Annotated in this window: 16 protein-coding genes and 1 pseudogene; 9 read left to right on the top strand and 8 right to left on the bottom strand. The window is 70.2% G+C overall.

Going from position 1 to position 23,313, the window contains the following annotated elements; genetic code table 11:
* Positions 1-102, top strand: a 102-nt coding sequence (locus CcI49_RS35450; protein WP_131831114.1) for a LuxR C-terminal-related transcriptional regulator, incomplete at its 5' end; no start/stop codon positions are given.
* Positions 103-423: 321 nt separating this feature from the next.
* Positions 424-2,019: an AAA family ATPase gene (locus CcI49_RS35445; RefSeq protein WP_076833885.1), complete on the top strand. Its 1,596-nt coding sequence runs from the start codon at positions 424-426 to the stop codon at positions 2,017-2,019.
* 99 nt (positions 2,020-2,118) lie between these two features.
* On the opposite strand, the gene CcI49_RS35440 is transcribed toward CcI49_RS35445, so the two are convergent.
* The gene (locus tag CcI49_RS35440; protein ID WP_054568288.1) at positions 2,119-2,931 is read right to left on the bottom strand and encodes an SDR family oxidoreductase; all 813 of its coding nucleotides are present in this window, start codon (positions 2,929-2,931) and stop codon (positions 2,119-2,121) included.
* 635 nt (positions 2,932-3,566) lie between these two features.
* Here CcI49_RS35440 and CcI49_RS35435 point away from each other — a divergent pair.
* Positions 3,567-4,217 (top strand): polysaccharide deacetylase family protein, encoded by a 651-nt coding sequence (locus CcI49_RS35435; RefSeq protein ID WP_235498113.1) that lies wholly within the window; start codon positions 3,567-3,569, stop codon positions 4,215-4,217.
* A gap of 75 nt (positions 4,218-4,292) precedes the next feature.
* Here CcI49_RS35435 and CcI49_RS35430 read toward each other — a convergent pair whose 3' ends face one another.
* Complete coding sequence (locus tag CcI49_RS35430; RefSeq protein WP_076833881.1) at positions 4,293-4,838, bottom strand: hypothetical protein; 546 nt, start codon at positions 4,836-4,838, stop codon at positions 4,293-4,295.
* Between the two features lie 3 nt (positions 4,839-4,841).
* A complete protein-coding gene (locus tag CcI49_RS35425; RefSeq protein ID WP_083473471.1) occupies positions 4,842-5,939 on the bottom strand; it encodes an ImmA/IrrE family metallo-endopeptidase in 1,098 nt (365 codons plus the stop codon).
* A gap of 443 nt (positions 5,940-6,382) precedes the next feature.
* On the opposite strand from CcI49_RS35425, the gene CcI49_RS35420 reads away from it, so the two are divergent.
* The 5 genes from CcI49_RS35420 (at position 6,383) to CcI49_RS35400 (ending at position 16,941) form a co-directional block, all read left to right on the top strand.
* Complete coding sequence (locus CcI49_RS35420) at positions 6,383-8,233, top strand: fatty acyl-AMP ligase (RefSeq protein WP_083749908.1); 1,851 nt, start codon at positions 6,383-6,385, stop codon at positions 8,231-8,233.
* 63 nt (positions 8,234-8,296) lie between these two features.
* Entirely contained in the window at positions 8,297-13,777 is a 5,481-nt protein-coding gene (locus tag CcI49_RS35415; RefSeq protein ID WP_076833879.1) for a type I polyketide synthase, read from the top strand.
* Between the two features lie 66 nt (positions 13,778-13,843).
* Positions 13,844-15,001, top strand: a complete 1,158-nt coding sequence (locus CcI49_RS35410; RefSeq protein ID WP_158230864.1) for an acyl-CoA dehydrogenase family protein — start codon at positions 13,844-13,846, stop codon at positions 14,999-15,001.
* Between the two features lie 144 nt (positions 15,002-15,145).
* Entirely contained in the window at positions 15,146-16,405 is a 1,260-nt protein-coding gene (locus CcI49_RS35405; RefSeq protein WP_076833875.1) for a cytochrome P450, read from the top strand.
* A gap of 113 nt (positions 16,406-16,518) precedes the next feature.
* Positions 16,519-16,941 carry a DoxX family protein gene (locus CcI49_RS35400; RefSeq protein ID WP_054568294.1) on the top strand — a complete coding sequence of 141 codons (423 nt, stop codon included), beginning with the start codon at positions 16,519-16,521 and terminating at the stop codon, positions 16,939-16,941.
* Between the two features lie 65 nt (positions 16,942-17,006).
* Here the strand turns inward: CcI49_RS35400 and CcI49_RS35395 are convergent, their stop codons facing one another.
* From CcI49_RS35395 to CcI49_RS43865, 5 genes and pseudogenes are all read right to left on the bottom strand, one after another.
* Positions 17,007-18,287 carry a Vms1/Ankzf1 family peptidyl-tRNA hydrolase gene (locus tag CcI49_RS35395; RefSeq protein ID WP_076833873.1) on the bottom strand — a complete coding sequence of 427 codons (1,281 nt, stop codon included), beginning with the start codon at positions 18,285-18,287 and terminating at the stop codon, positions 17,007-17,009.
* A 217-nt stretch (positions 18,288-18,504) separates the two neighbouring features.
* Positions 18,505-18,897 (bottom strand): annotated as a pseudogene (locus tag CcI49_RS35390) (hypothetical protein); the annotation flags it as partial.
* 38 nt (positions 18,898-18,935) lie between these two features.
* Entirely contained in the window at positions 18,936-19,637 is a 702-nt protein-coding gene (locus tag CcI49_RS35385; RefSeq protein ID WP_235498114.1) for a DUF433 domain-containing protein, read from the bottom strand.
* A 96-nt stretch (positions 19,638-19,733) separates the two neighbouring features.
* Positions 19,734-20,321: an excalibur calcium-binding domain-containing protein gene (locus tag CcI49_RS44620; protein WP_076833870.1), complete on the bottom strand. Its 588-nt coding sequence runs from the start codon at positions 20,319-20,321 to the stop codon at positions 19,734-19,736.
* A 334-nt stretch (positions 20,322-20,655) separates the two neighbouring features.
* Complete coding sequence (locus CcI49_RS43865; protein WP_054568298.1) at positions 20,656-20,871, bottom strand: PASTA domain-containing protein; 216 nt, start codon at positions 20,869-20,871, stop codon at positions 20,656-20,658.
* A 967-nt stretch (positions 20,872-21,838) separates the two neighbouring features.
* On the opposite strand from CcI49_RS43865, the gene CcI49_RS35370 reads away from it, so the two are divergent.
* The gene (locus CcI49_RS35370) at positions 21,839-23,257 is read left to right on the top strand and encodes an amidase family protein (protein WP_076833868.1); all 1,419 of its coding nucleotides are present in this window, start codon (positions 21,839-21,841) and stop codon (positions 23,255-23,257) included.
* Positions 23,258-23,313: the final 56 nt, after the last annotated feature.

The following is a 23,313-nucleotide window of genomic DNA, read 5'->3' as shown; positions in this document are numbered from 1 at the left end:
GAGAAGACCGTGAAGAACTATGTGTCGAGCATTCTGGAGAAGCTGGGCCTGGCCAGCCGCACGCAGGCGGCGGTCTACCTGATGAAACAGGCCGGCGAGTAGCCGATCCAGCACCACCCGCGTCACCCGCAGCACCAGCGTCACCTGCGCCCCCACCGCCTGGACGGCGGTGGGGCCCGCGCGGCGCCGGCGTTACCCGAACGTCCCGTCATCGTCGGGACCCAGGTCAGTCGGCTGGTACCCGCTCCGCCCCCTGACACCCCGCCGCAACTGGGGAATCGTGTGCGGCGGAGAGAGTCGCACCAGGTCGGACGATCTCCACGGCCGGATATGCGGACCATCACCGGCACGCCCGCAGGAGAAGGCGGTCGCGTCCGATGGCCGTCGACTGGTCGTCGACGATTACTTGTCTGGAGACGTCGGATGCCCGCAGCGGGGAACTCTCTTTCGATCAATGCCACGCCTCCACCTGATGTTGTGGCTGACATTCCGTCCGGTTCGACGGCCGRGTGGGGCCAGGAAACGATTTCCGGCGAGCTTCGCCTCGGCGGCTGCGAAACCGTGGAGACACACACCTCGATTCTTTTCCTGACCGAGGACCGGGTCTACAAGGTGCGCAAGCCGGTTGATCTCGGGTTCGTGAGTTTCCGGAGCCGCCAGGCACGGCAGGCGGCCTGCGAGAACGAGGTGCGGCTCAACCGTCGGCTGGCACCCGATGTGTACCTCGGGGTGGCCGACATCCGCGACGAGGCGGGGCGGATGCGCGACCACATGGTGGTGATGCGTCGGCTGCCCGCGGCCCGCTGCCTGGCCGAGCTGGTGCGCGGCGGTGCCGACGTCACCGGCGAGGTCCGTGCGATCGCGCGAGCGCTGGCCGCCTTCCACGAGCGATGCGAGACATCCCCGGAGATCAGCAGGGCGGGCGGCGTCGCGGAGCTCGAGGCGCTGTGGCTGGAGGCGATGGACGGCGTGGCGCCCTTCCGCGGCTCGATCCTCGACGCCCCGGTGGTCGACGAGATCGGCCGCCTGGCGCTGCGCTACCTCATCGGGAGGGTGCCGCTGCTGGTGGAGCGCCAGCGGGCCGGCCGGGTTCGCGACGGCCACGGCGACCTGCTCGCCGAGGACATCTACTGCCTCGACGACGGCCCGCGGGTGCTCGACTGCATCAACTTCGACCACCGGCTGCGCGTCGGGGACGTCCTCGCCGACGTCGCGTTCCTCGCGATGGATCTGGAGCGGCTGGGCGCACCCGACGCGGCCCGGACGTTCCTCGACGCCTACCGGGAGTTCAGCGGCGAGACCCACCCGGCCTCGCTGGAGCACCTGTACATCGCCTACCGCGCGTTCGTCCGCACACGGATCGCCTGCATCCGCCACCATCAGGGCGAGCCGGGCGCCGCCGACGAGGCCCGCCGGCTGGCCGCCATCGCGCTGCGGCACCTGCGCCAGGCCAGGGTTCGGCTGGTCCTCGTCAGCGGCCTGCCCGGCACCGGCACGTCGACCCTGGCCCGCAACCTCGCCGAGGGCGAGGGCGAGTGGGTGCTGCTGGCGCGGGAGGACCCGGCCGGCGCCTCGGGACGAGGCGCTGCCACGCAGCGGGCTGACGGCCCTGACAGCGGCGCTGCCGCGGACTGGGGCGCCGCTGCGGACAGGGGCGGGCCGGGGCTCGCCGAGCTCGTGGAGCAGGCCCGGCGAGCGCTCGTCCGTGGGCAGAGCGTGGTGCTCGACGCACCCTGGCCGTCGCGGGAGTCCCAGGACCTCGTCGCGGAGGCCGCGGACGAGACCGGCGCCGATCTGGTGCGGCTGCGGTGCGTGGCACCGCCCCGGGTGGCCGTCGCCCGGGTCGCCTCGCGCCAGGCCGTACAGGCCAGCGGGTCGGGAGCCGAGATGTCGCACGCGGACGTCGCCGCCTACCTGGAGGCCGCGACCCACTTCGACCTCTGGCCGGCCACCCACAACCTCGACACCACCGCCTCCGTCAAGGAGACCGTCGAGGCCGCGCACCGCGTCATCGGCTGACCTGCGTCCCCCCGTGGGCGGAGGTCATTGCGACGCAGGCCACCGCGGGTGAAGATCACGGCGGGGCGCCACGAGGGAACCACGCGGCACCACGAACGGTCAGAAGTCGCTCCCGCCGTCGACGTTGATGTTCGCGCCCGTCATGTAGCTGTTCACCCGGGAGCCGGCGAAGGCGATGACCGGGCCGATCTCCGCGGGATCGCCCGCACGCGGCAGATGCGCCGGGTGACCGAAGTCGTCCCTGATGACGGTCATGGCGTCGGTCAGGCTCTCGGGGTCGATGCCCCGCTCGGCGGGCAGCCCACGCAGATAGTCCTTCATGCCCTCGGACAGGAAGGAGCCGGGTGAGACGGTGTTCACCAGGATCCCGTCCGGGGCCAGGGAGAGGGAGAGGTTCTTGCTGAAACTGGTCAGCGCCGCCTTCGCCGCGGTGTAGGCGACGAGGTCCGGCGACTGGCGTCGCGTCGAATGCGCGGAGACGTTCACGATCCGGGCCCATTCGGCCGCCCGCAGCAGCGGCAGCGCCGCGCGGACGCAGCGCACCGCGGAGAGCGTCCCGATGTCGAAGGTCGCCGCCCATTCGGCGTCGTCGAGATCATCGAACCGGCGGACGCCCACCTCCACCGGGCCGGCAGCGTTCACCAGCACGTTGAGCACTCCCCCGAAACGGCTGGCGACCTGTTCGAACGCGGCTGTCACCGAGCCCGCGTCGGTCAGGTCGGTCGCGATGCCGACGGCGTCCTGTGCGCCAAGCGCGTTCAGCTTCTCGACCGTCTCGTCCAGCGCCGCCCTGCCCCGGGCCAGCACCGCGACCCGCGACCCGTCGGCCGCGAACCGCTCGGCGGCGGCCCGGCCCATTCCCTTCGATCCGCCGCTGACAACCACCGTCGCACCACCAAGGCCAAGATCCACCCTCGACTCCGTTCCCCAGAGCTCGATTCGACGGCCCGCTGCCCGACCGCCGACCAGGAGTGCTCTTCGAACAAAGGGCAGCGACCTGTATATAATATCCATCACAACCGGAGGGCAAGCCCTTCCCGCGTACACCCACCCATCCCGGAGCCGAGGCGGCGCTGCCGTCGGCAGCGCACGCGATCGCGAACCGTGGTACCTCTGTTCTCAGCCGCGCAGCCACCCGCGGCGGGGGATCGGCCTGCCCTCACTGTTCCCACTCCAGCGGAGCAGGCCGTACACGGTGGTTACGGGGGGAACGGTTGTCTCTCAGTCGGCGTGCGCTGCTCACGGCGCCGGTACTCGCATTTCCCACGATCGCGGCGTGCGGCGTCCAACAACGTTCCGCGGACCCGCCGGCGCCTTTCCCCGCGGATCGGGCCCCGCGCTCAGGGCCACCACGGCCCCCCGGCGCCGACCCTTCGATCATCACCGCGGAATCCGTCGGCACGGCACCACCAGCCGGGGCTTCGGCCGCCGGAACACCGGCCGAAACGGCGCACCCGACAGCGAACTCGACGGCGTCCGCGACGCCGTCCCGCACGGAGATCATCTCCCGATATCAGGGCGTACAGCCCACCGCCTGGGGACTGGAGGTGGCCGGTGTCATCACGAGGCTGCCCACCCGTGACCGTGTGATCGCGCTGACCTTCGACGCCTGCGGTGGACCGCACGGCAGTGGTTACGACCGAGCCCTGATCGACTGTCTCCGCGAGAACGGAACTGCGGCGACGCTGTTTCTCAACTCCCGCTGGATCGACGCGAACCCGCGGGTGTGCCGCGACCTCGCCGCCGAACCGCTGTTCGAGATCGCGAACCACGGCACCGTGCACCGTCCGCTTTCGGTCTCCGGCCGATCCGCGTACGGAATCTCCGGGACGCACGATGCCGGTGAGGTGTTCGACGAGATAGCCGTCAACCGGGACCGGATCCAGGCGCTCGTCGGACACCCACCGCGGTTCTTCCGGGCGGGTACAGCACACTGCGACAACGTGGCGACGGCGATCGTGGCCGATCTCGGCGAGCATGTCGTCAACTTCGACGTGAACGGTGACGCCGGCGCGACGTTCAGCGCCGGTCAGGTCACCCGGGCCGTACTGACAGCGCGACCCGGGTCGATTGTCATCGCCCACCTGAACCACCCCGAGGGCGGCACCGCGCGGGGCTTCGCCAAGGCCCTGCCCCAGCTGGCCGCGGCCGGTTACCGCTTCGTCCGGCTCTCGGACCAGATCGGCACCGCTCGGTAACGCCTACCCGCCTGCTCAGTGGCGCAGCCGGCGGCCTGACCAGCAGGAGGCTCGCGGATCAGGTGGCCAACCAGATCAGGAGGCCAACCACTTGTCGAAGGACGGCCGGTCCTTCACCTGGGCAAGGCCGCCGCGCCGGTGGGCGCGGAGGATCTGCACATACGCCCAGAGGTCGTCGGCGTCGATCCAGCCGGCCCGCCTGGCCGCGATCTTCAGCAGGTCCCAGGTCGTGACGACTCGTATGCCTTCGCGGGCGGCGAGCTGCGCGGCGCTGCGGTCGTCGGTGACGAAGAAGGCCCGCAGGCGACGACGCAGCATGATCGCGACTGTCTCGGCCTCGCCGAGATGCTGGTAGGGACGGTCACCGGGGCTGGCGAGCTGGGCCCGGAAACGCCGCGCCTCCTGAAGCTCCACCGAGCTGGGTGATAGCGGTGGGCCGAAGATGTCGTGCGCGCGGACCAGTTCGTCGAGGCCGGCTTTCCGCGCGGAACGATCGCATTCCGAGGCGACCGTCGCGCACCAGCGGCCCCTGCCGTTGGCCAGTTTCTCCAACAGGTCCATACGGCCGATGATCGCGAAGTTGATCAGCACGGTGTTGTCGGGGAAGAGGAGTGCGGTCAAGGTTCAGAGGCCCAGCGCCTCGGCGAGATCGTCGACATCGACCTCGGGCACGCTCGGGGTGTCGACTTCGAGCGCATCAGGATCGACTCCCAGTAGCCACGCAAGCGTTCCCTTCCCCAACCGGCCCGCCGCGATCGCCTCGATATGAGCATGTTGCAGCGCGAGGGGGATCCGCCGCTGGGTGGCCTCATCCATCCGCAGGGTGATCTCGTCAACACCCGACTCGCTCACCCAGTGGCGCCGCAGCAGGCGCTGGGTGGCGTGCCCCGCCCACTCCCGTACGAGATCGGGAACGTAGCTGTTCACGGCCGTGAGTCGCCGCGCGAGCGCATCCGTGGACACGCCGCAGCGCCACACCAGCTCGGCCAGACCGCCGGCGCTCACCGCCTCCCAGTCGACGGCGTCGAGCGTCTCCCTCGGGAGGAGAAGATCCGCCGCGAAGGCGTTCGCCGCGGCCTCGTGCCCATCCCACTCGGCGTTGGAAAGGCCCTGGTCGTGATGGCCGAGCACGTGGTGCCCAAGCTCGTGGGCCAGGGACCAGTTGTCCCGGAACCAGTTGCCGGTGATGGGAAGCGCGATCACCCGATGCCCGCCGATCGCGAACGAGTAGGCGGTGGAAAGCCCGGTGACCCGCAGGACGTCGACCCCCAGATGGCCTTCCAGCCTGGCCGCGAACGGGCGCACGAAATCCTCGCCCAGCGCGACCGCGACCTTGGCGGGGCTGTCGGGAAGATCCGGCTGATGACACGGCTCGGGGTAGGCCTGGCGGTAGGCCAGCGCGATGCTCTGCAGCACCTCGTCGTCGGCCTCCCGCCCGGGTACGGCCCGCCGGCCGGTGCCATGGTCGAAGTCGTGACGTGCCGCGACGACGAGCCGGTGCGGGTCGGGCTCCCCGGTGATCAACCAGTGAACATCCGCCCCCAGATGGTCGGCGAGGCGCGCCAGCTCGATCGAGGAGAACGCCCGTTTGTCGTTCAGGGCACGGGAGAAGGCATCGGGGGTCATCCCGACGTGGGCCGCGATGGCCCGGTGCGGGATCGTCGGACAGGTCTGTCGGATGTGCTCCAGCACGCGCTCACCGATGCTGCGCATGGCGACCATGCTACCCCCCTGTTGGGAAAATCCCAACAGGGGGTTCGTCCCAGCGGGCCCGCCATCCCCCACACAACCACCGGCGGGCCCCGCCGCGGGCGGTGCGCGGCCGGGTGGATCACGCTTCGCCACCTCCTCATGCCCACGCCCACGCCAGCGACGGCACGGGCGACGGCACGGGAAGTTCGCTCCCTCTTATCGTTGAAGACAACGGGTCCAATCCAAAAAGCACCGCAATGCCCTTGAGATGACAGACGGCCCATGCCTATTCTTGCCCGGGATGTCGCCGGCCTTGCGTCCACCCCGGCGGCATCAGCACCCATTTCGCCCGCACCAGTTCTCCTCCGAATGATATCCGGAGGTCGCGACCCCAGAATCTCCTCGGCGGCCACCCCTTCACCGGCCGCGCTACCCGGCCAGTCGTTTTTCCTCCAGCTCGGACGGAACCGAGGATGCCTGACGAACCCGCCCCGCTGCCGCCCACCCAGGTCGATGCACCCGACTCCTCGCAGAGTCGACGGCGTACAGCCTCGTCGCGAACGGCGGCACCGTCCGCGCCGGCAGGTTTCAGTTCCGCCGTCGAGGCCCTGCGCGCACATTCGGCCCGAATTCCGGATCGAGCTCTGTTCACATTCCTGCCCGACGGCGCGGAGGCGGACCCGTCACTCACCTTCTCGATGGTCGACGCAAGAGCCGGAGTGATCGCCGCGAATCTGCACGCACAGGCGGATCCCGGCTCCCGGGCTCTGCTGCTGTTCGGTGCCGGCCTGGATTTCATCGTTGCGTTCTTCGGTTGCCTGTACGCGGGGGTCGTGGCGGTGCCCGTCCACCTTCCCCACCCGACGCAGCGGGCTCGTGGAGTCCTCCGGCTGGCCGGGATCGCGGAAGACGCGCAGCCCGCCGTCGTTCTCACCACCTCCGCCGTCCGGGCCGCCACCGAACCGGCGGTGAAGGTGATTCCAGAGTTCCAGGACGCCGCCTGGCTGACAGTCGACACGATGGTCGACGCGCCTGGAAGAGGATGGGAGCCGACCACCCCCGACCCGGAAGCCCTGGCTGTGCTGCAGTACACGTCCGGTTCGACCGGCCAGCCGAAGGGGGTGATGGTCACCCACCGCAACATCACTCACAACATCGATCTGATTCGCAGGTCCTTCGAGCTCGACGAGTCGGCGGTCCTCGTCGGGTGGGCGCCGCATTTTCACGATCTGGGGCTGATCTCCATGATCCTCCTCCCGACAATGATGGGCACCCATTCCGTGATGATGCCGCCAACCGCTTTCCTGCAGCGGCCGGCGCGGTGGCTCGGCGCGATCTCGAAATATCGCGGCACGTTCTCGGCGGCCCCCAACTTCGCGTACGACCTGTGCGCACGCAAGGTCACCGAGGAAGAGCGGGAATCTATCGACCTGTCGTCCTGGGCGGTCGCGGTGAACGGTTCCGAGCCGATCCGCGCCGAGTCCCTGCGGCGTTTCTGTGACACCTTCGCTCCGGCCGGGTTCCGGCCGGGTTCCATGGTCCCTTCCTACGGGCTCGCCGAAACCACGATCATGGTGACCGGCGTGCCGATGGGAGCACCGCGGATATTTCGCTCCTTCGACGCGGAGGCACTCGACCGCGGCATCGTGCGGAGCGTGCCGGAGGGAAGCCCGAACGCGCGTGTCCTGGTGTGCTGCGRCATCAGCCAGGACCTCGATGTCGCCATTGTTGATCCGCAGGAACGCACTCGGCGTGCGCCGGGACAGATCGGCGAGATCTGGGTCGCCGGGCCGAGCGTGACGGCAGGCTACTGGCAACGCCGGGGCCTCAGCCAGGAGGTCTTCGGGGCGACGCTGAGCGACGGCGGCGACGGACCGTTCCTGCGGACGGGCGACCTCGGTTTCCAGACCGAGGAGGGTCTTTTCGTCGTCGGACGCGCCCGGGACCTCATCATCGTGGCCGGGCAGAACCACCATCCACCGGACATCGAGTGGACGGCCGAGGGCGCCCACCCCGCGATCCGGCCCGGATGTGTCGCGGCCTTCGGGGTCGCGGGCGAGGACGGCGAAGTCGTGGTGGTCGCCGCCGAACTCCGCGCCACTGGTGCGGGCATCGATTCGGCGGGCCCCGCGGGCGCCGGAGACCTCGAAGGCGTCGCGGCCGCGGTCCGACGCGCGGTGATGCAGGAACATCGGCTGGCAGTACGGGACGTCGTCCTGCTCCCCGCCGGATCTCTTCCCAAGACGCCGAGCGGCAAGCTGCAGCGCGCCCAGGCGCGGAAGGACTATCTCGCCGGCCAGTCTCCCTGGCGGCGACTCGCCTGAGGCCGCGGCCGCCGAGAGCGGCACGCAAGCCCTCAACCACTGTCGAGAACCGGGGAGAACAGCATGGAAGAGGCGGAGCTGGGCGCCTGGCTCAGGCGGCGGATCGCGCAGATCGCCGGTCGGGAGGCGAACGACATCGCATTCCACGAACCGCTGGCGACGTATGGGCTCTCGTCGATCCACGCTGTCGCTCTCGTCGAGGAGCTCAGCTTCCGCCTCGGCAGAAGGATCCCATCCACGGTCCTGTACGAGTTCCCCACCCTCGGTGCGGTGATCGCCCATCTCGAGGGCAGGGCGCCGACCGGGCCTGGCAGCGCCGGGGCCGGCCAGGTCGCATCCGGACCTGTCGCCAACGAGCCGATCGCCATCATCGGTATGGGCTGCCGCTTTCCGGGGGCCGCCGGGCCGGATGCGTTCTGGGACCTGCTCGAACGCGGTGTCGACGCGGTCGGAACGGTGCCCGACGGGAGATTCTCACGGTGGCGAGGCCGACGCGAGGGAATTGATGCTGCGAGCCGGGCGAGGCTCGGCGGCTTCCTCCCCGAGGTGGGCGGGCTCGATCTCGATTTCTTCGGCATCGGCGAGGACGAGGCCGCGCGGATCGATCCACAGCAACGGCTGATTCTGGAGGTCGCCTGGGAGGCCCTTGAAGACTCGGGGGTCGATCCCCACAGTCTGGCGGGCTCGCCGACCGGGGTCTTCGTCGGCATCTCCAGCTCGGACTACCGAGGCGTTCTGACGGAATCAGCGGCGGCGGACGCCTTCTCACTGCTCGGCGGAGCATCCAGCGTCGCCGCCAACCGGCTTTCGTACCTGCTCGACCTTCGCGGGCCCAGCCTGGCCGTCGACACAGCGTGTTCCTCCTCCCTTGTCGCCGCTCATCTCGCCTGCAACGCCATACGAAGCGGCGAATGCGCGATCGCCGTCGTGGGCGGTGTGAACGTGATCCTGGATCCCTTCATCACGGCGGCGTTCGACAGTTCGGGCGTCATGGCACCAGACGGGCGCTGCAAGGCCTTCTCGGCGCAGGCGGACGGTTATGTGCGCAGCGAGGGCGCGGGCGTGATCGTTTTGAAGGCGCTGAGCGAGGCGCTGCGCGACGGCGACCGCGTCTCGGCGGTGATCCGGGGCTCGGCGGTGACCTCGGACGGGCGGACCAACGGACTGCTGGCACCCGGCCGCCAGTCGCAGGAGGACGTCGTACGGCTCGCCCTGGCCCGCGCCGGCGTCGAGCCGCGGGAGGTCGACTACGTCGAGGCTCACGGAACGGGCACGCCGATCGGTGACCAGATGGAGGCGTCCGCGCTCGGTGTGGTGCTCGGCAAGGGGCGCTCCGCCGATCAGCCGTGCGCGATCGGCTCCCTGAAGACGAATGTGGGGCACCTTGAGGCCGCTGCAGGGGTCGCCGGCCTGATCAAACTGGCCCTGTGTTTCGAACGGAACGCTCTCCCACCCACGCTGCACTGCGCGCAGCCGAACCCTGACATCGACTTCGACGGCCTCGGGCTGCGAGTGCAGTCCACGCTGCGGAGGTGGGAGCCCGCGGGGGCAGGTGCGGTGGCCGGTGTCAGCTCCTTCGGCTTCGGCGGAACCAACGCGCATGCCGTGCTCGGCCCCGCCCCGGCGGCCGGACGTCCGGCGGGTAACGGCCAGCATGCTGAGCAGCCCGAGAGGGCCGTCCAGATTCTGGCGTTCTCCGCAGCCACCGAGGAATCCCTCCGGGCCCAGGCCACTCGCCACGCGGCGTGGGTCGAGAACCTCAACCGCACCGATGGCCTCAGCGGCCACCAGGGCGACAGCGACAGCGACGGCGACAACGACGGCGAAGGAGAGCTCCGGAAGGGATGCGCCGAGGCGACGCTGGTCCGAGGTGGCGGCGGATTACGTCGGYGCCGTTTCCGAGCCGCGTTCGCCTTCGAAGGCGCCAGTGATCTTCTCCCGCGGCTGCGGGATCCGGCGATGGCACCCGTACCTGTGCCGGAGAACCCCGATGTCGTCTTCGTGTTCCCCGGACAGGGCGCGCAGTGGGTCGGGATGGGGCAGGCACTGATCGCGGCGGAGCCCGCCTTCGACCTCGCCATCTCACGCTGCGAGCAGGCGTTCTCCCCGTTCGTCACCTGGTCCGTCCGCGAGGTCCTGACCCGGGAGGGGACCGCCGCGGAGCTGGACCGCATCGATGTCGTCCAGCCGGCGATCTTCGCCATCCAGGTCGGCCTGGCCGCGCTGTTCCGGGCGTGGGGCGTGCGACCGGCCGGCGTCGTCGGGCACAGCATGGGCGAGGTCGCGGCGGCCCATGTCTGCGGCGCGCTGCGGCTGGAGGACGCGGCCCGGATCGTCTGCCGCCGCAGCGCGCTGATGATGCGACACCGCGGGCAGGGCGCGATGGCGGTCGTCTCGCTGCCGGTGGCGCGTGCGCGGGATCTCCTGCGGCCGTACGGCGACCGGCTCTCGCTCGCCGCTCACAACGGTCCGGAGACGATCGTCGTCTCGGGCGAGAACGAGGCTGTCGACGAGTTCGTCGCGGCCCTGGAACCGGCCGGTGTCTTCGGCCGGCGGATCCAGGTGGATGTGGCGTCGCACTGTGCCCTGATGGACGATCTCAGGGAGGATCTGCTCTCGGAGCTCTCCGGGCTTTCGCCGCGGCGGGCGACCGTGCCGTTCTACTCGTCGCTCACCGGGCAGCGCTTCGACACGACCGCTCTGGATGCGGCCTACTGGTGGCGCAACCTACGTGAGCCGGTCTCCTTCGCATCCGCGGTGCGCGACGCCGGATCCGCACAGCACGCCGTCTTCCTGGAGCTGAGCCCGCACCCGCTGCTGTCCGTATCCGTGGCCGAAGGTCTCGCGGCTGCCGGCCGGCCCGCGACCGCGCTGGCCGCGATGCGACGGCTGGACGAGCGTGCGCCCTACGAGGCGGTGGCCGCACTGTTCGAGGCTGGCTGCGACATCGACTGGCCCCTGTTCCACGGGGGCCCGGTCCGCGCCGGCACACGTCTGCCGTCCTACCCCTGGCAGCATCAGGAGTGCTGGGTCGAGCCCGCCGGGGCGCCCGCGGAGGGGACGATGGTCACCGGTTCGCTGCCGGCGATCCGTGACCACCAGGTACGCCAGCGGACGATAGCCCCCGCCGCGTGGATGCTCGATGCCGCGCTGGACGAGCTGAATCCGGGCCCGGCCAGCCGGTACGGTCTCACCGACGTCCTGGTCACCAGCCCGTTGGCGGTCGCCGAAGGCGAGTCTCGCCGGGTGCGGGTCTCCCGGCGCTTCCGGGCGCGGAACGAGCCGGACCTGACCGTCGAAAGCCGGCCCGCCGACGACCGGAGCGCCGTGTGGGAGGAACACGCCTCGGCGCAGTGGGCGCCGACCGGGCCGCTCCCGTCCGCTCCCGATCTGGCCGCGATCCGCCGGCGGTGTCCCCGGGACGTCGAACCTGAGGCCCTGTACGAGCATCTGGCCGCGTCGGGCCTCACCTACGGAACCACCATGCGGATGGTTACCGGCATCCGGCTGGGCGACGGGGAGCTGCTCGCGCGGCTTGCCCGGCCCTCGGCGCGGACCCGCGGCCGCTGGCTCCCCGCGGACGTCGCGGACGGTGCGATGCAGTCTGTCGCCGCACTCTCCCTCGACGGTCCGATTACGGGCACCTTCGTCGGATTCGGGTTCCAGCGGGTGGACGTCTTCGAGAAATGGTCGGGGCCGACGCAGGCTCACGTGCTCCTTCGTAGCGACCTCGACAACCGGCTGGACAGCTTCGAGTGCGACGTCAACATCCTCGACGACGCGGGCCGGGTCCTCGTGCGGTTCGCGGGGGTGTCACTCAAGCGCATGCGTGACCGGCACACGCTGCGCTTTCTCGCCGTGGAGCGGATGCCGCGGCCCCGACCCGCCGAGCGGGCCGACCACACCGACGAGGTCATCATCCTGGCCGACGACGCCCAGCGGTGCGCACGCCTGGTGGAGGAGCTGCGCAGCGGCGGCACCACCGGCGTCGTCGCAGCGGTGCCCCAGGGCGAGGATGGCCTGGCCTTTCTGGAGGCGCGGCCGCCAACCGCGCGTCTGGTCTGCGTCGAGCCGGAACGGGACGCCTTCCTCGCGTTCCTGCGGTGCGCCGCGCGGAGCCAGCCCACCTCGCACCGGGAGCTCACGCTGGTGACCAGCGACGCCGCGCTCCCCCCGCTGCTGCGCGCGCTGGAGCGGGAGACCGGATGCTGGTCGGGACGTGCGATCCAGATCGACGCCACCGAGCTGGCGACCCGTGAGCTGGCGCGCGACCTGGCAGCGGAGCTCGCCGCGCCACTGAGCTCGTTCCACGTCCACTACCAGGGCGGGGAACGCACGCTGCCCTATCTCACCCAGGTGGAGGCCACATCGGCCGCGGCCCCGCTCAGGCCGCGCGGGGTCTACTGGATCACGGGTGGCCAGGGAGGTCTGGGATCAACAGTCGCGGTCGCTCTCGCCCGAGAGGCAGGCGCCCGGCTGGTGCTCACCGGGCGCCGTGACCGGCTCGATCGCGGCGTCAGGGATGCGATCGAATCCGCTGGTGGTCAGGTTCTCTACCGCCAGGCCGATGTCACCGACGAAACCGCCGTGCGGCGCGTCCTGGGCGAGGCGCTCCACCGTTTCGGCGCGTTACACGGGGTGATTCACACCGCCGGCATTCTCGATGACTCGCTGCTTCAGTCGACGTCCACCGACCGAATGCATGCGATCATGAAGCCGAAGGAACTCGGGGCGCAGGTCCTCATCGACGTGGTCACCGCCGAGGACCCCGACTTCATCGTGCTTTTCTCCTCGCTGGCAAGCCTGCTCGTGACGCCAGGCCAGGGCTGCTACGCGGCGGCCAACGCGGCGCTCGACGCGCTCGCGTCGAGCGCACGTGGCCGGAACGCCTCCGTGCGCACGATCAACTGGGGCCCGTGGGCTGAGCTGGGAATGGTCGCGGACGCCGAGCATCAGCGCGAACTGCTCGAGGCGGGCCTCCATCCGATCGCGCCGCCCGACGGTGCCCGCGCGTTCCTCGAGTTCCTCGCGAGCACGCACCGACAGGTCGCGATCGTGGATGTGCGTGACGACGTCGCGGACGAGCTGGTGGCCCAGTTCAACCGCGGGCAGCCGGACACCGTACGCGCCGGGCGGGGCGGGCAGACCGGCTGGCCGGGGAGCGCTGGCAGCTCGGCTGTGGGCGGTTCGGCAGGGGGTAGCTCGGCAGTGGGCGGTTCGGCCACGGCGAGCTCGGTCGCCGGCTTCGTCCTGGCCGAGCTGGGCCGTGCCCTGCGCCGCGCACCGGACGAGATCGACCCGTCGGTCCGGTTCGACCGCCTGGGGGTGGACTCGCTGCTGGCCGTCTCGATCACCCGCCGGATCGCCGCCCACTTCGAGCTGGACCTGCCGGCGACGTTCATGTTCACCCGCCAGACCGTGGACGCGGTGACGCTCTACCTGAACGGCTTGCTCGGGCTCGGAACGCCGGGTGGCCCCGAGGGCGCGCAACGGCCTTCCGGGGATGTTGTCCCCGAACGCCGCGCGGACGTCGCAGGCCCGTGACGGCCGCGTCCCAGGCCAGGCCGAGCAGCCGCGGGCCCGGCGCCAGTTCCCCTGATGAGGATGGTCATGGAAGACTCGAGAAGTCGATCACAGTGGGGAACGATCTGCCGCACCTTCGCCGACGAGGTGATGGCGCCGCATGTCCGTCGCCACGACGAGGAACGCTCCTTCCCGCGCCAGGTGCACGAACGAGCGGCGGCCGAGGGCCTTCTCAACGCCCGGTTCCCGGTGGAGCTGGGCGGCCGCGGAATCTCCTGCGCCGACTTCGCCGAGGGAATCGCCGAGCTTTCGGGCGCCTGCCCGGCGATGACCTGGACACTGGTGTTCAATTTCGGCGCGCTGCATCCCGTGCTCGCCGCCGGAACCCCGGAGCAGAAGGACGTCTTCGTTCGGAGGCTGCTCAGCCGGAACGGTTATGCCGCGCTGGGCCTCACCGAGCCCGAAAACGGCTCGAACCTCCTGGCGACCCGGACTCGCGCCGTGCAGACGGAGTCCGGGTGGCTGCTCAACGGGGTGAAGTGCATGTCCGGGAACGGGACGGTCGCCGACGTCTTCCTGGTTCTGGCCAACACGGTGGTGAGCTCCCGGAGCAGCGGCCTGTCGTTCTTCGCCGTGCCCCGCGAGTCTCCCGGTGTCGACGTCGGCCCGGATGTGGAGAAGGCGGGTTTCCGCTGCCTGCCCACCCCCACCATCACCTTCCGGGACGTCGCGCTGGAGCCGGTCAGCCTCGTCGGCCGGGTCGGCGACGGTGAGGCGCTGCTGACCGAGCTTCTCGCGACGATCCGCATCGGCGGGGCGGCGTGCGGGACGGGAATCGTCACCGCCCTGCTCAGGGATGCCCTGGTGTGGGTCCGTGAACGCCGCCTGTACCCGGACGACCGGATGGACACCCTGAGCCACGTTCAGCTGACGCTGGGGCGGCTTTACGTCGAGCTCTGCGCGGCCCGCAGGCTGCTCGACGCCGCGACGAACCGGGTCGATCAGGGGCTGTCCTTCAGCCGCGAGAGCACCATGGCCAAATATGCCGCCACAGAGCTCGCGGTACGCGCGTCGAACGAGATCCTGCAGCTTCACGGATGGCGGGGGATCGCCACCGACTACGGCGTCGAGAAACGCTGGCGGGACTCACGTGTTCTGACGATCTTCGAGGGTTCGAGCGAGATCCAGCTGCGCCAGGTCTTCCGCGAGATGCGCAGAGCCGCCGCCGGCGCGGACGGCCTGTGACAGCGAGGCCTTGCCCACCGGGTTCATGAGCCGAGACCACCGGCACGGTGCCGGACATTTGATCAGGGACGATTTCGATCAGGACAGGGACCGCCGCCTGCGCCCGTATGCGTAGGCTCTCCGACCGCCGACTGGAGAACTGCGATGCCCATCTCGTGGGACGTTATCGACGACAATCTGGTGAACCCCGAATGGTATCTGGAGGATGACTACCGCGAGGCATTCCGCCGGCTACGCGACGAGGACCCGCTGCACTGGTCGGAGAACAGGGCATTCGGCCGCGACTACTGGGTGGTCACTCGGTACGACGACGTCAGGGCTGTCATCAGCGATCACGCGGCCTTCAGCTCCTCGTTCGACACGAGGTTTCCGCGGAACCCGCAGCGGCTGTCGACGGACCAGCGCCGGGCGCTCATGTTCGACGTCAGCGTCGTCATGATGGACCCGCCGTACCACACGGTCTACCGCCGGCCGATCAACAAGCATTTCAGCGTGCCCGCGATCGGTCGGATGCAGAGCGACATCGAGAAGATCATCGATGAGCTCCTCGCCACCGTCGCAGGCCGGGGCGACTGCGACATCGTCGAGGACATCGCCGCGCGGCTGTCCATGAACGTGGTCTTCCGCCTGCTCGGTGTTCCGGAAGCCGACCGGCCGCGGCTGGCCGCGCACGCGTGGCAGGCCTTCGCGCCCGCCGATCCGCGCAACCACATCCCGGGGAGGTCTCCCGCAGAGATCTCCTTCATCGGCATCCAGGCCGTCGCGCAGTACGCCCGCGACCTGGCGAAGGACCGCCGGGAGAACCCACGGGACGACCTCGCCACAGTGATCACCCAGCTTGTGGTCGACGGAACCCAGCTGGACAGCCATGAGGTCGCCGGCTGGTTCGTCACGCTCATCATCGCCGGGATCGAGACGACCAGGAACGCGATCTCCGCGGGCACCTGGCTGTTCCTGACCAACCCCGACCAGCTGGACCTGCTGCTGTGTGACCCGGAAACTCACAGCAGACGCGCCGGCGAAGAGGTCCTGCGGTGGGTGACGCCGGGCCGCGGTCGGCTCCGGGTCGCCCGCACCGCATACGAGATGCACGGGAAGACCATCCGGCCCGGTGACTGGGTGCTGGCCTTCCTCACGTCCGCGAACTGGGATGAGCGACGCTTCGAGAATCCCGAGGCGTTCGACATCACCCGGTTTCCCAACGATCATCTCGCGCTGGGCGCCGGCGTTCACCTCTGTCTCGGGCGGGCGCTCGCGCGCCTGGAGCTCGCGCTGCTGTGGCCGAAGCTCTTCACCGCCCTGCCGAACATGAAACTGGTCGACGACGGCCCCCCGCAGTGGCTGGTGGACCATCAGGTGTCGGGCCTGCGTTCGCTGCCGGTCACCTTCACACCCGCCGGGTGACGGGCAGGCCGACATCGGCGGTGCATGCCGTCGACCGGTATTCGGGTGCCACCGGCACCGGCGACCTGCGGCGCTCTTCCGGCAGTGGCCCCGGACCCGGCCGAGGAGGTTTCATGAGTCCGGTGAAGCTGACAAAGCTCGCCCGGATGAGTTCGGGGCGCGTGACCGCCGCGTTTCTGATCAGCGGCACGGTCCACCTGGTACGGCCCGCCGTGTTCGAACCGGTGGTACCCCGGTGGCTGCCGCGCCCCCGCGAGATCGTCTACGTGAGCGGCGTCGCGGAGCTGGTCTGCGCGGGCGGGCTGCTCGCGGGAGCGCCGTGGGCCAGGAAGGCCAGTGCCGTGCTGCTCCTCGGAGTCTGGCCGGGCAACCTGCAGATGGCCCTCGACGCGACCGCGCAGGCACGCGCAGACGACAGACGACCGCGCGACCTCGCGTTCGCCACCGCGGCCTGGGCCCGGATGCCGCTGCAGATCCCGATGATCCGAGCGGTCCTCTCCACCGGCCACCCGCGCTCCGGGCCGACGAAAGGCTGACCGGCCGCGGCCGGTCAGCCGACCGGGGACCGGGGACCGGGGACCGGGGACCGGGGCACCTTGCCTCAGCCCACGCCTGACTGCAGGGAGTAGCGGAGCAGGGCCCCCACACCGTCGGCCGGTGACTCGGGCGTGTCCGGTGGGATGGCGTGGATGGAGGCGCCTGTTCCCAGCGCCGCCCGAACCAGCGCATCCTCCCGCGCGGCCCGCACCGGCCGCCGCAGGCCGTCAGCGCCCGCCGGGTCGAGAGCGATCTCGGTCGCGTCGTCGCCGATCCATGCTGGTTCGTCCGCCGACGGGCTCTCGGCCAACAGCAGTCGGCTGACCTGGCTGCGGCTCAGGGCGTAGGCGGTGGCCGCGGCGCCGTCGGAGGCCGCCAGCATCGGCCGGCCCGGCGATCCCGCCGGGGCGGGCCCGATACCTGCAGGCCCACCAACGCCATAGGGCCCGCTGGCCCCTGCCGGCCCACCGAGGCCGGCCTGCACCCCGGAGCCGACGCCTGCACCCGCGCCGACGCCAGCGCCGACGAGGGTCCGGGCGCGACCGCGGTACCGCTGGAACTCGGCCAGCAGCTCGGACCGGCGTCGCGCCACCTGCACGGCGAGAACCTCCGCGACCCGGGTCGCGAGATGATCCGCTGAACCGTCCCGGGCCCGGCTGCCCTGGACGACCACCACCTTGGCCGCAACCTCACCGGGCAGCTCGTCGCGCAGCAGGCTCAGCGCCTTCGGGTCGCCGGCGAGGATCACCACCTCCGCACCCGTCTCGCGGCAGGCGCGGGCGATCAGCTCCGCGTCGTCCTTCGCGCCGTGCTTCCAGTGCTCTTCGACGTGGCTCTCGTACCGCCGCTGCGCCCAGCCGCCGGCATGCGCCTTGTGCCACGGCGGACGGGTCGTGTCCTGCGAGATCGCCTCCGCCGGCAGCGGCCCACCTGCATATGCGAGGACGTCCACCCCAAGCCGGTCGACGACGGCGACCACGTGGGGAAGCCGGGAATCCATCCAGTCCAGCACGGGCAGCAGGTGCGGCAGCCCGCCCACCGCGAGGACGTCAACGTCCGACCGCCCGGGCAGCCACTGCGTGAGGCACGTCCGCGCCTGCTTCCCCTCGCCTGACACGACGACCACCCGGGTACCGCCCTCACGCTGGTACCGGTCGCCCCGCTCCGCCATGAGCAGCTCGCGGACCTCCGGCCCGATACCGAGCCGTTCGAGTTCCGCGACGATGTCGCGCCACCGCAGGTCGTACAGGTGCGCCGCGTTCTCCAGGACGGGGTTGCTGCTCGCGTACGCGGTCACGTACCGGCCGGGTGAAGCATAGAGATCACGCACCGTGCCGATGTCCATGTGAACTCCTCCGTCCGCTCCCGGCAGCCGCCTGCCGGCATCTGACCCGGAGCGTCACAGGACCTGATCGGAGGTCCCGTCGTCGGTCCACATCCGGGGCGCTGCCCCGAACGACGTCTCAGGGAAGGGCTGCCCTCCTGGTGAAACGCCAACCTCCCCGGCGGATCCAGGCGGCACGGACGGCGCCGGTCAACTGAAGCCAAGCTGTCGAATCCCGTCAGCGGCGATGATCGGGAGGAGCGGGCAGTTTCAACTCCCGGATGCCAACGCGGGTCAGGGAGTACGAGCACGGGCCGGCAACATCGGTAAGGGGCTCGATTCTGGCCCAGTGCTGGACGACCATGCAGAGCATGTCCCACCGTGGCATGCTGCCGCTTTTCGTAAGAAAAATACCTTTAACATTATGTAGCAGAAACAGTCGCTTCTCGGCTGGTCGATGCCGGATCCTGACATCACGGGTGATCAATACCAGGCCGGCGTCGCCCACGTAGGGCAGCCACTCGACGTCCAGCGCTCCCACCCGGATCGGGCAACGCCGGTGACCAGGATGGACGACGTCGGCACGGACGGCGGCGAGGGCTTTTCCCAAGGGCAGGGTGTTCTCGTCGACGAAGAAACGCGGCCTGAGCTAAGGGGCAGCGTTCATGCTCAGGCCGCGCTCTCCTCCCGGTCGCGGAGGCGAGCCTCATACCGCACTGCGGCCTCGACATCGGTCTCGGGGAGCTCGTAGGCCTCGGCGACCTCCGCGATCGACTCGCCAGCGGACCACAGCTCGTACAGGTTCGCCGTGCGGGTGTTACGCACGACCGGGGAGCCGAAGCCACGCAGCGGGTCGAGCACGACCTGCCGAGCGGCCGAGTCGGGATAGATGCGCAGCGCCTCGTCGCCACCACCACCGTCGCCGGAGGCGAACTCGACCTTCTCGAAGAAGTCCTGCGCCCTGGGCGCCAGGACGAGCTGGCCGTCGTGGACGCGGACCATCGACAAGGCGGTCGCAAGGCCGACCTCCTCCTGGACCTCCATCACAACATCGCGGCCGAGGACATAGGGGCGCGCGTGGGCGAGGGGGTAAAGCACACCGAAGCGATCACGAAGCCGCTGGACAACGACGCGCATCCGCTGCAGCGAGATTCCGCGGACGCGGTACTCCCGCAGATACCCTGCCTCGACGAACTCCCCCCAGGTAACCAGCTCGCTCCCCGTGTGTTCGGGACGGATCACCGGCTCGTAGTGGATCTGCCCGCGCGTGTAGCCATCGATCCACGACCGCAGCCGAGCCGGCTTCACCGCGAGCAGACGAGCAGCCTCACCCATCGAGTAGATCTCGCGTTCGAGCACCACGGCAGCCACGTCACCATCATGACGCCCCACTCGCCGGTGACCGCTGCTCTCGGCCCAGTCCGGGCCAGGTCGGCACATTCAGACCACAGCGGACCGACAGCGATCTCATTCACATGCGACGCCGTCGTGGTCACGGTCAAGACTGCTGCTGTAGCCCGGCTGGCCCCGGTACACCGGAGCCGCGCCAGCCGCGCGTGCCTCGGCGCAGGACCCGAAGGAGACGCCGGCCGGCGCCGGATCCGCAGGCGGTTGCGTCTGCGCGGGTTGCGCGGGAGCCGCGGGAGGTTGCGTCTGCGCAACCGCCGGTGCCGGCGCTTCGGCCTGCTGCTGCGCCACCTGTGTCGGGGCGGCAGCGGGGGGCTGGGTCCGCTGCTGTACCGCCTGCGTCGAGGGAGCAGGCGGCGGGGCCTGCTGCTGGACAGGCGCAGTCGCGGCCGGACGTGAAGGCGACGCGGTAACCGTGGTTGCGGGCGGCACGGACACGAAGGTGCTCGGCGTCGTGAAGCCCGTCGGAGTCGACGAAGTGATGACCTTGGTCGGGCTGCTCGTAGCAGTCTCCTGCTCCTCCGGTGGCGCCGCCAGCAAGCCGACAACGAGCAGCAGCAGGAAAACTCCGATGACCCCGCTTGCGATCGGATGCCGGCGGATCCAGGCAAGGACCCGGTAGCCCAGCACAGACAACTGACGCGACATGTCGCGATCCCCCCTCGCTCGTCCACCCCCGTGGAGACGAGCGGCGAGCAGAGTAGCGGACCACCCGATTCCCTTATCCGGCGGGTGGCGCCCGAAAGTGCGGGGCCGGTCGGAACCGAGCGGCCCGCGAAGGTTGGAACGGTCACCCACCCTCAACGGCGAGACCTGGGCGACCTCCCAGCTGTCCCGGCGGACGCGGTGCCGGCAACGGCAACGGCAACGGGCAGCGCGGCCGCCGGAAGCAGGCCGAGAACATCACGCCGCTCACATCTCACGGCCCAAAGTCCCGGAATGCTGAGAGTCCGAGTCGACGACGAAAAGGCTCATCGCCGGATCAGGGATCGGTGTCCTTCTTCGACCGGAGCAGAACCTTGTGGTCGGTGCCGATGACGGTTCCAGCGGCCGGTTCCTGAGAGACGACCTGCCAGTTACGGTCCAGGATCAGCGCACGTCCCTGCCCGGTCGCGTCCTCCTCGGCGAGATAGTAGAAGCCCGCCGCCTGGAGTGTGTCCTGCGCCAACTGGTGGTCCAGACCCACGACGTTCGGCACAGCCTTCGAGTCCGTCGCAGGTGCCACCGCCGCAGGCGCGGGGGCAGCGGCAGGTGCTGTGGTCGGGCCAGCGACGGGAACGCCTGCGGTGTTCGCAGGCGCGACGACGGCCACCGAAGACGCTGTGGACGTCTCCTCTCCCCCACCGGCGGCAAGTCCGATCACGACGAGAAACAGGAATACTCCCCCACCGATACCGATCTTCGCGTTACGGGACAGTCCCTTCTTCTCCGGTGGTCGGGGCTGCCCAGGTGGCTGCCTGTATTCATAGCGGCCGTAGTCCTGCGGCGGATAGTCGTATTGCGGATCCCGCCGCCCGGACTGGCCGTCGGCTCGGTAGCCACCGGACTCCCGCGGGCGGCCGTAGCGATCCGACGGCGGATCATACCGACCGCTTCGATCGTCGTATCGATCCGGCGGCGAGTCGTACCGACCGCGCCGATCGTCATAGCGATCCGGCGGCGGATCAGACCGACCAGTTCGATCGTCATTGCGATAACTCACGTTCTGAATCCCCCCTGGCATATCAGACCGCAGACGCTAGTGACCGCTCACCGACCGGCAGACAGCAATCCGGATGATTGTCGAGGAGTTGACCACACAACGATCATCCATAGACCAAACCGTGGAAGTGGCCAACAGGTGGGCCGTGCATGTCACATCAGCCGCAGGGTGTTCTCGTCGACGAGTGGGCCCGGTCGGCACATTCAGACCAGACTGGACCGACCTCGGCGGGCGCTGATCCGGCCGAGGGCTTCTCTGTTGGTGCAGGTCCGTCAGGTTGAGCACACATCGGTAACCCGGACGGGCGCCCGGCCCGACCGGAAATCCGGTGGACGGCGGTCGGTTGGGGGCGGCATGCTGCGCATCATGCGAGCCTGAGTCGCCATCCAGTCGATCATCTCAGCGGCCGGTGCCCGGACGGCACCAGCCGTGGGTTCCCCCTGCCTTCGCACAGGAATGACTGATGGAGACTCACGAATACGCATGCCATGACGGGGTCGGCCTGAGCACGCTGATCCGCCGGGGCGAGGTTAGTGCCACCGAGGTCGAACAGGCCGCCCGCAGCGCCCTGACGAGCATGAACGAGAAGATCAACGGGCTGGCTGCGCCGCTGTTCACCCCGGCTCTGGAGCACGGGAACGGTCCGTTCTCCGGGGTGCCGTTCCTCATCAAGGACATCGGCCCGATGGCCCGGGGCGTCCGTTTCTTCTGCGGCAGCCGCGCCCTCGGCCCGGGTGTGCCGGCTCAGGAGGACCACGAGCTCATGTCGCGTTTCCGGGCGGCAGGGCTGGTCACGATGGGCCTGACGACCGCGCCGGAGCTGGGTCTCAACTTCGCCACCGAAGCGGTCCGGTACGGGCCGACCCGCAACCCCTGGGACCTCGGCCGCGGGGTCGGCGGCTCCAGCGGCGGCGCCGCGGCCCTCGTGGCGGCCGGCGCCGTCGCGCTTGCCCACGGCAACGACGGCGCGGGCTCGCTGCGCGTTCCCGCGTCGTGCTGCGGGCTGGTCGGGCTGAAGCCGAGCCGCGGGCGCACCCCCGTCGGCACCGACACCGGGATGGGCCTGCTCGGGATGCTCAGCGAGTTCGCCCTGACCAGAACCGTCCGCGACACTGCCTGGCTGTTGGACGCCGTCGCCGGCCCGGCCCCCGGCGATCCGTTCGCCGTCGCGGCACCCACCCGCCGCTTCGCCGACGAGGTCACCGCGGATCCAGGTCGACTCCGGGTGGCCGTCACCACCCGGGCCTGGTCCGGGGGTGCGGTGGACGGTGAGGTGGCACAGGTGGCCGTGCGGGCCGCCGAATGTCTGGCCGGGCTCGGTCATCATGTTGACGTCGCCAGCCCGGCCGTCGACTGGGAGAGCGTGGTCAGCGCGGTGGCGGCGGAGGCGACGGCCGCCGCGGCGCCTTTCCTGCTGGCGCCGCGGCAGCCACCGGCCGAGCGGCTGGAGGCCGTCTCCCGGGTGATGATCGCTGCCGCCCGGGAGCGCCGTGCCGTCGATCTGGTGGCCGGGCTGAACGCGGCCGGGCGGGTCAGCCGGACGGTCGCCGGGTTCTTCTCGGACACCGACCTGCTGGTCACGCCCACCCTCGCGCAGCCGCCCGCGCCCCACGGCACGCTGAACTACGACGAGGACGGGTACACCGTCGAAAGCTGGCTACGGCGCCTGTTTGACCACGGCCCATTCACCGCGGTGTTCAACATCACGGGCCAGCCCGCGATCAGCCTTCCGCTCGGCGAGAGCACCGGCGGGCTGCCGATCGGGGTGCAGGTCGTCGCCGCGCACGGCCGTGAGGATCTGCTGCTGCAGGTCGCCGCACAGCTCGAGCGGGCGCTGCCCTGGGCGCACCGCACACCGACGGTGCACGCCAGCCGCCGCTGAGCCACCGGCACCACCGGATCGTTCGTACCGAGTGCCCCCTGACATCGCGGCTCCGG

Source organism: Frankia sp. CcI49, from assembly GCF_001983215.1.
Lineage (GTDB): Bacteria > Actinomycetota > Actinomycetes > Frankiales > Frankiaceae > Parafrankia > Parafrankia irregularis.
Note: the sequence above shows the minus strand (reverse complement) of the source record. Positions and strands in the feature narration are given on the sequence as shown.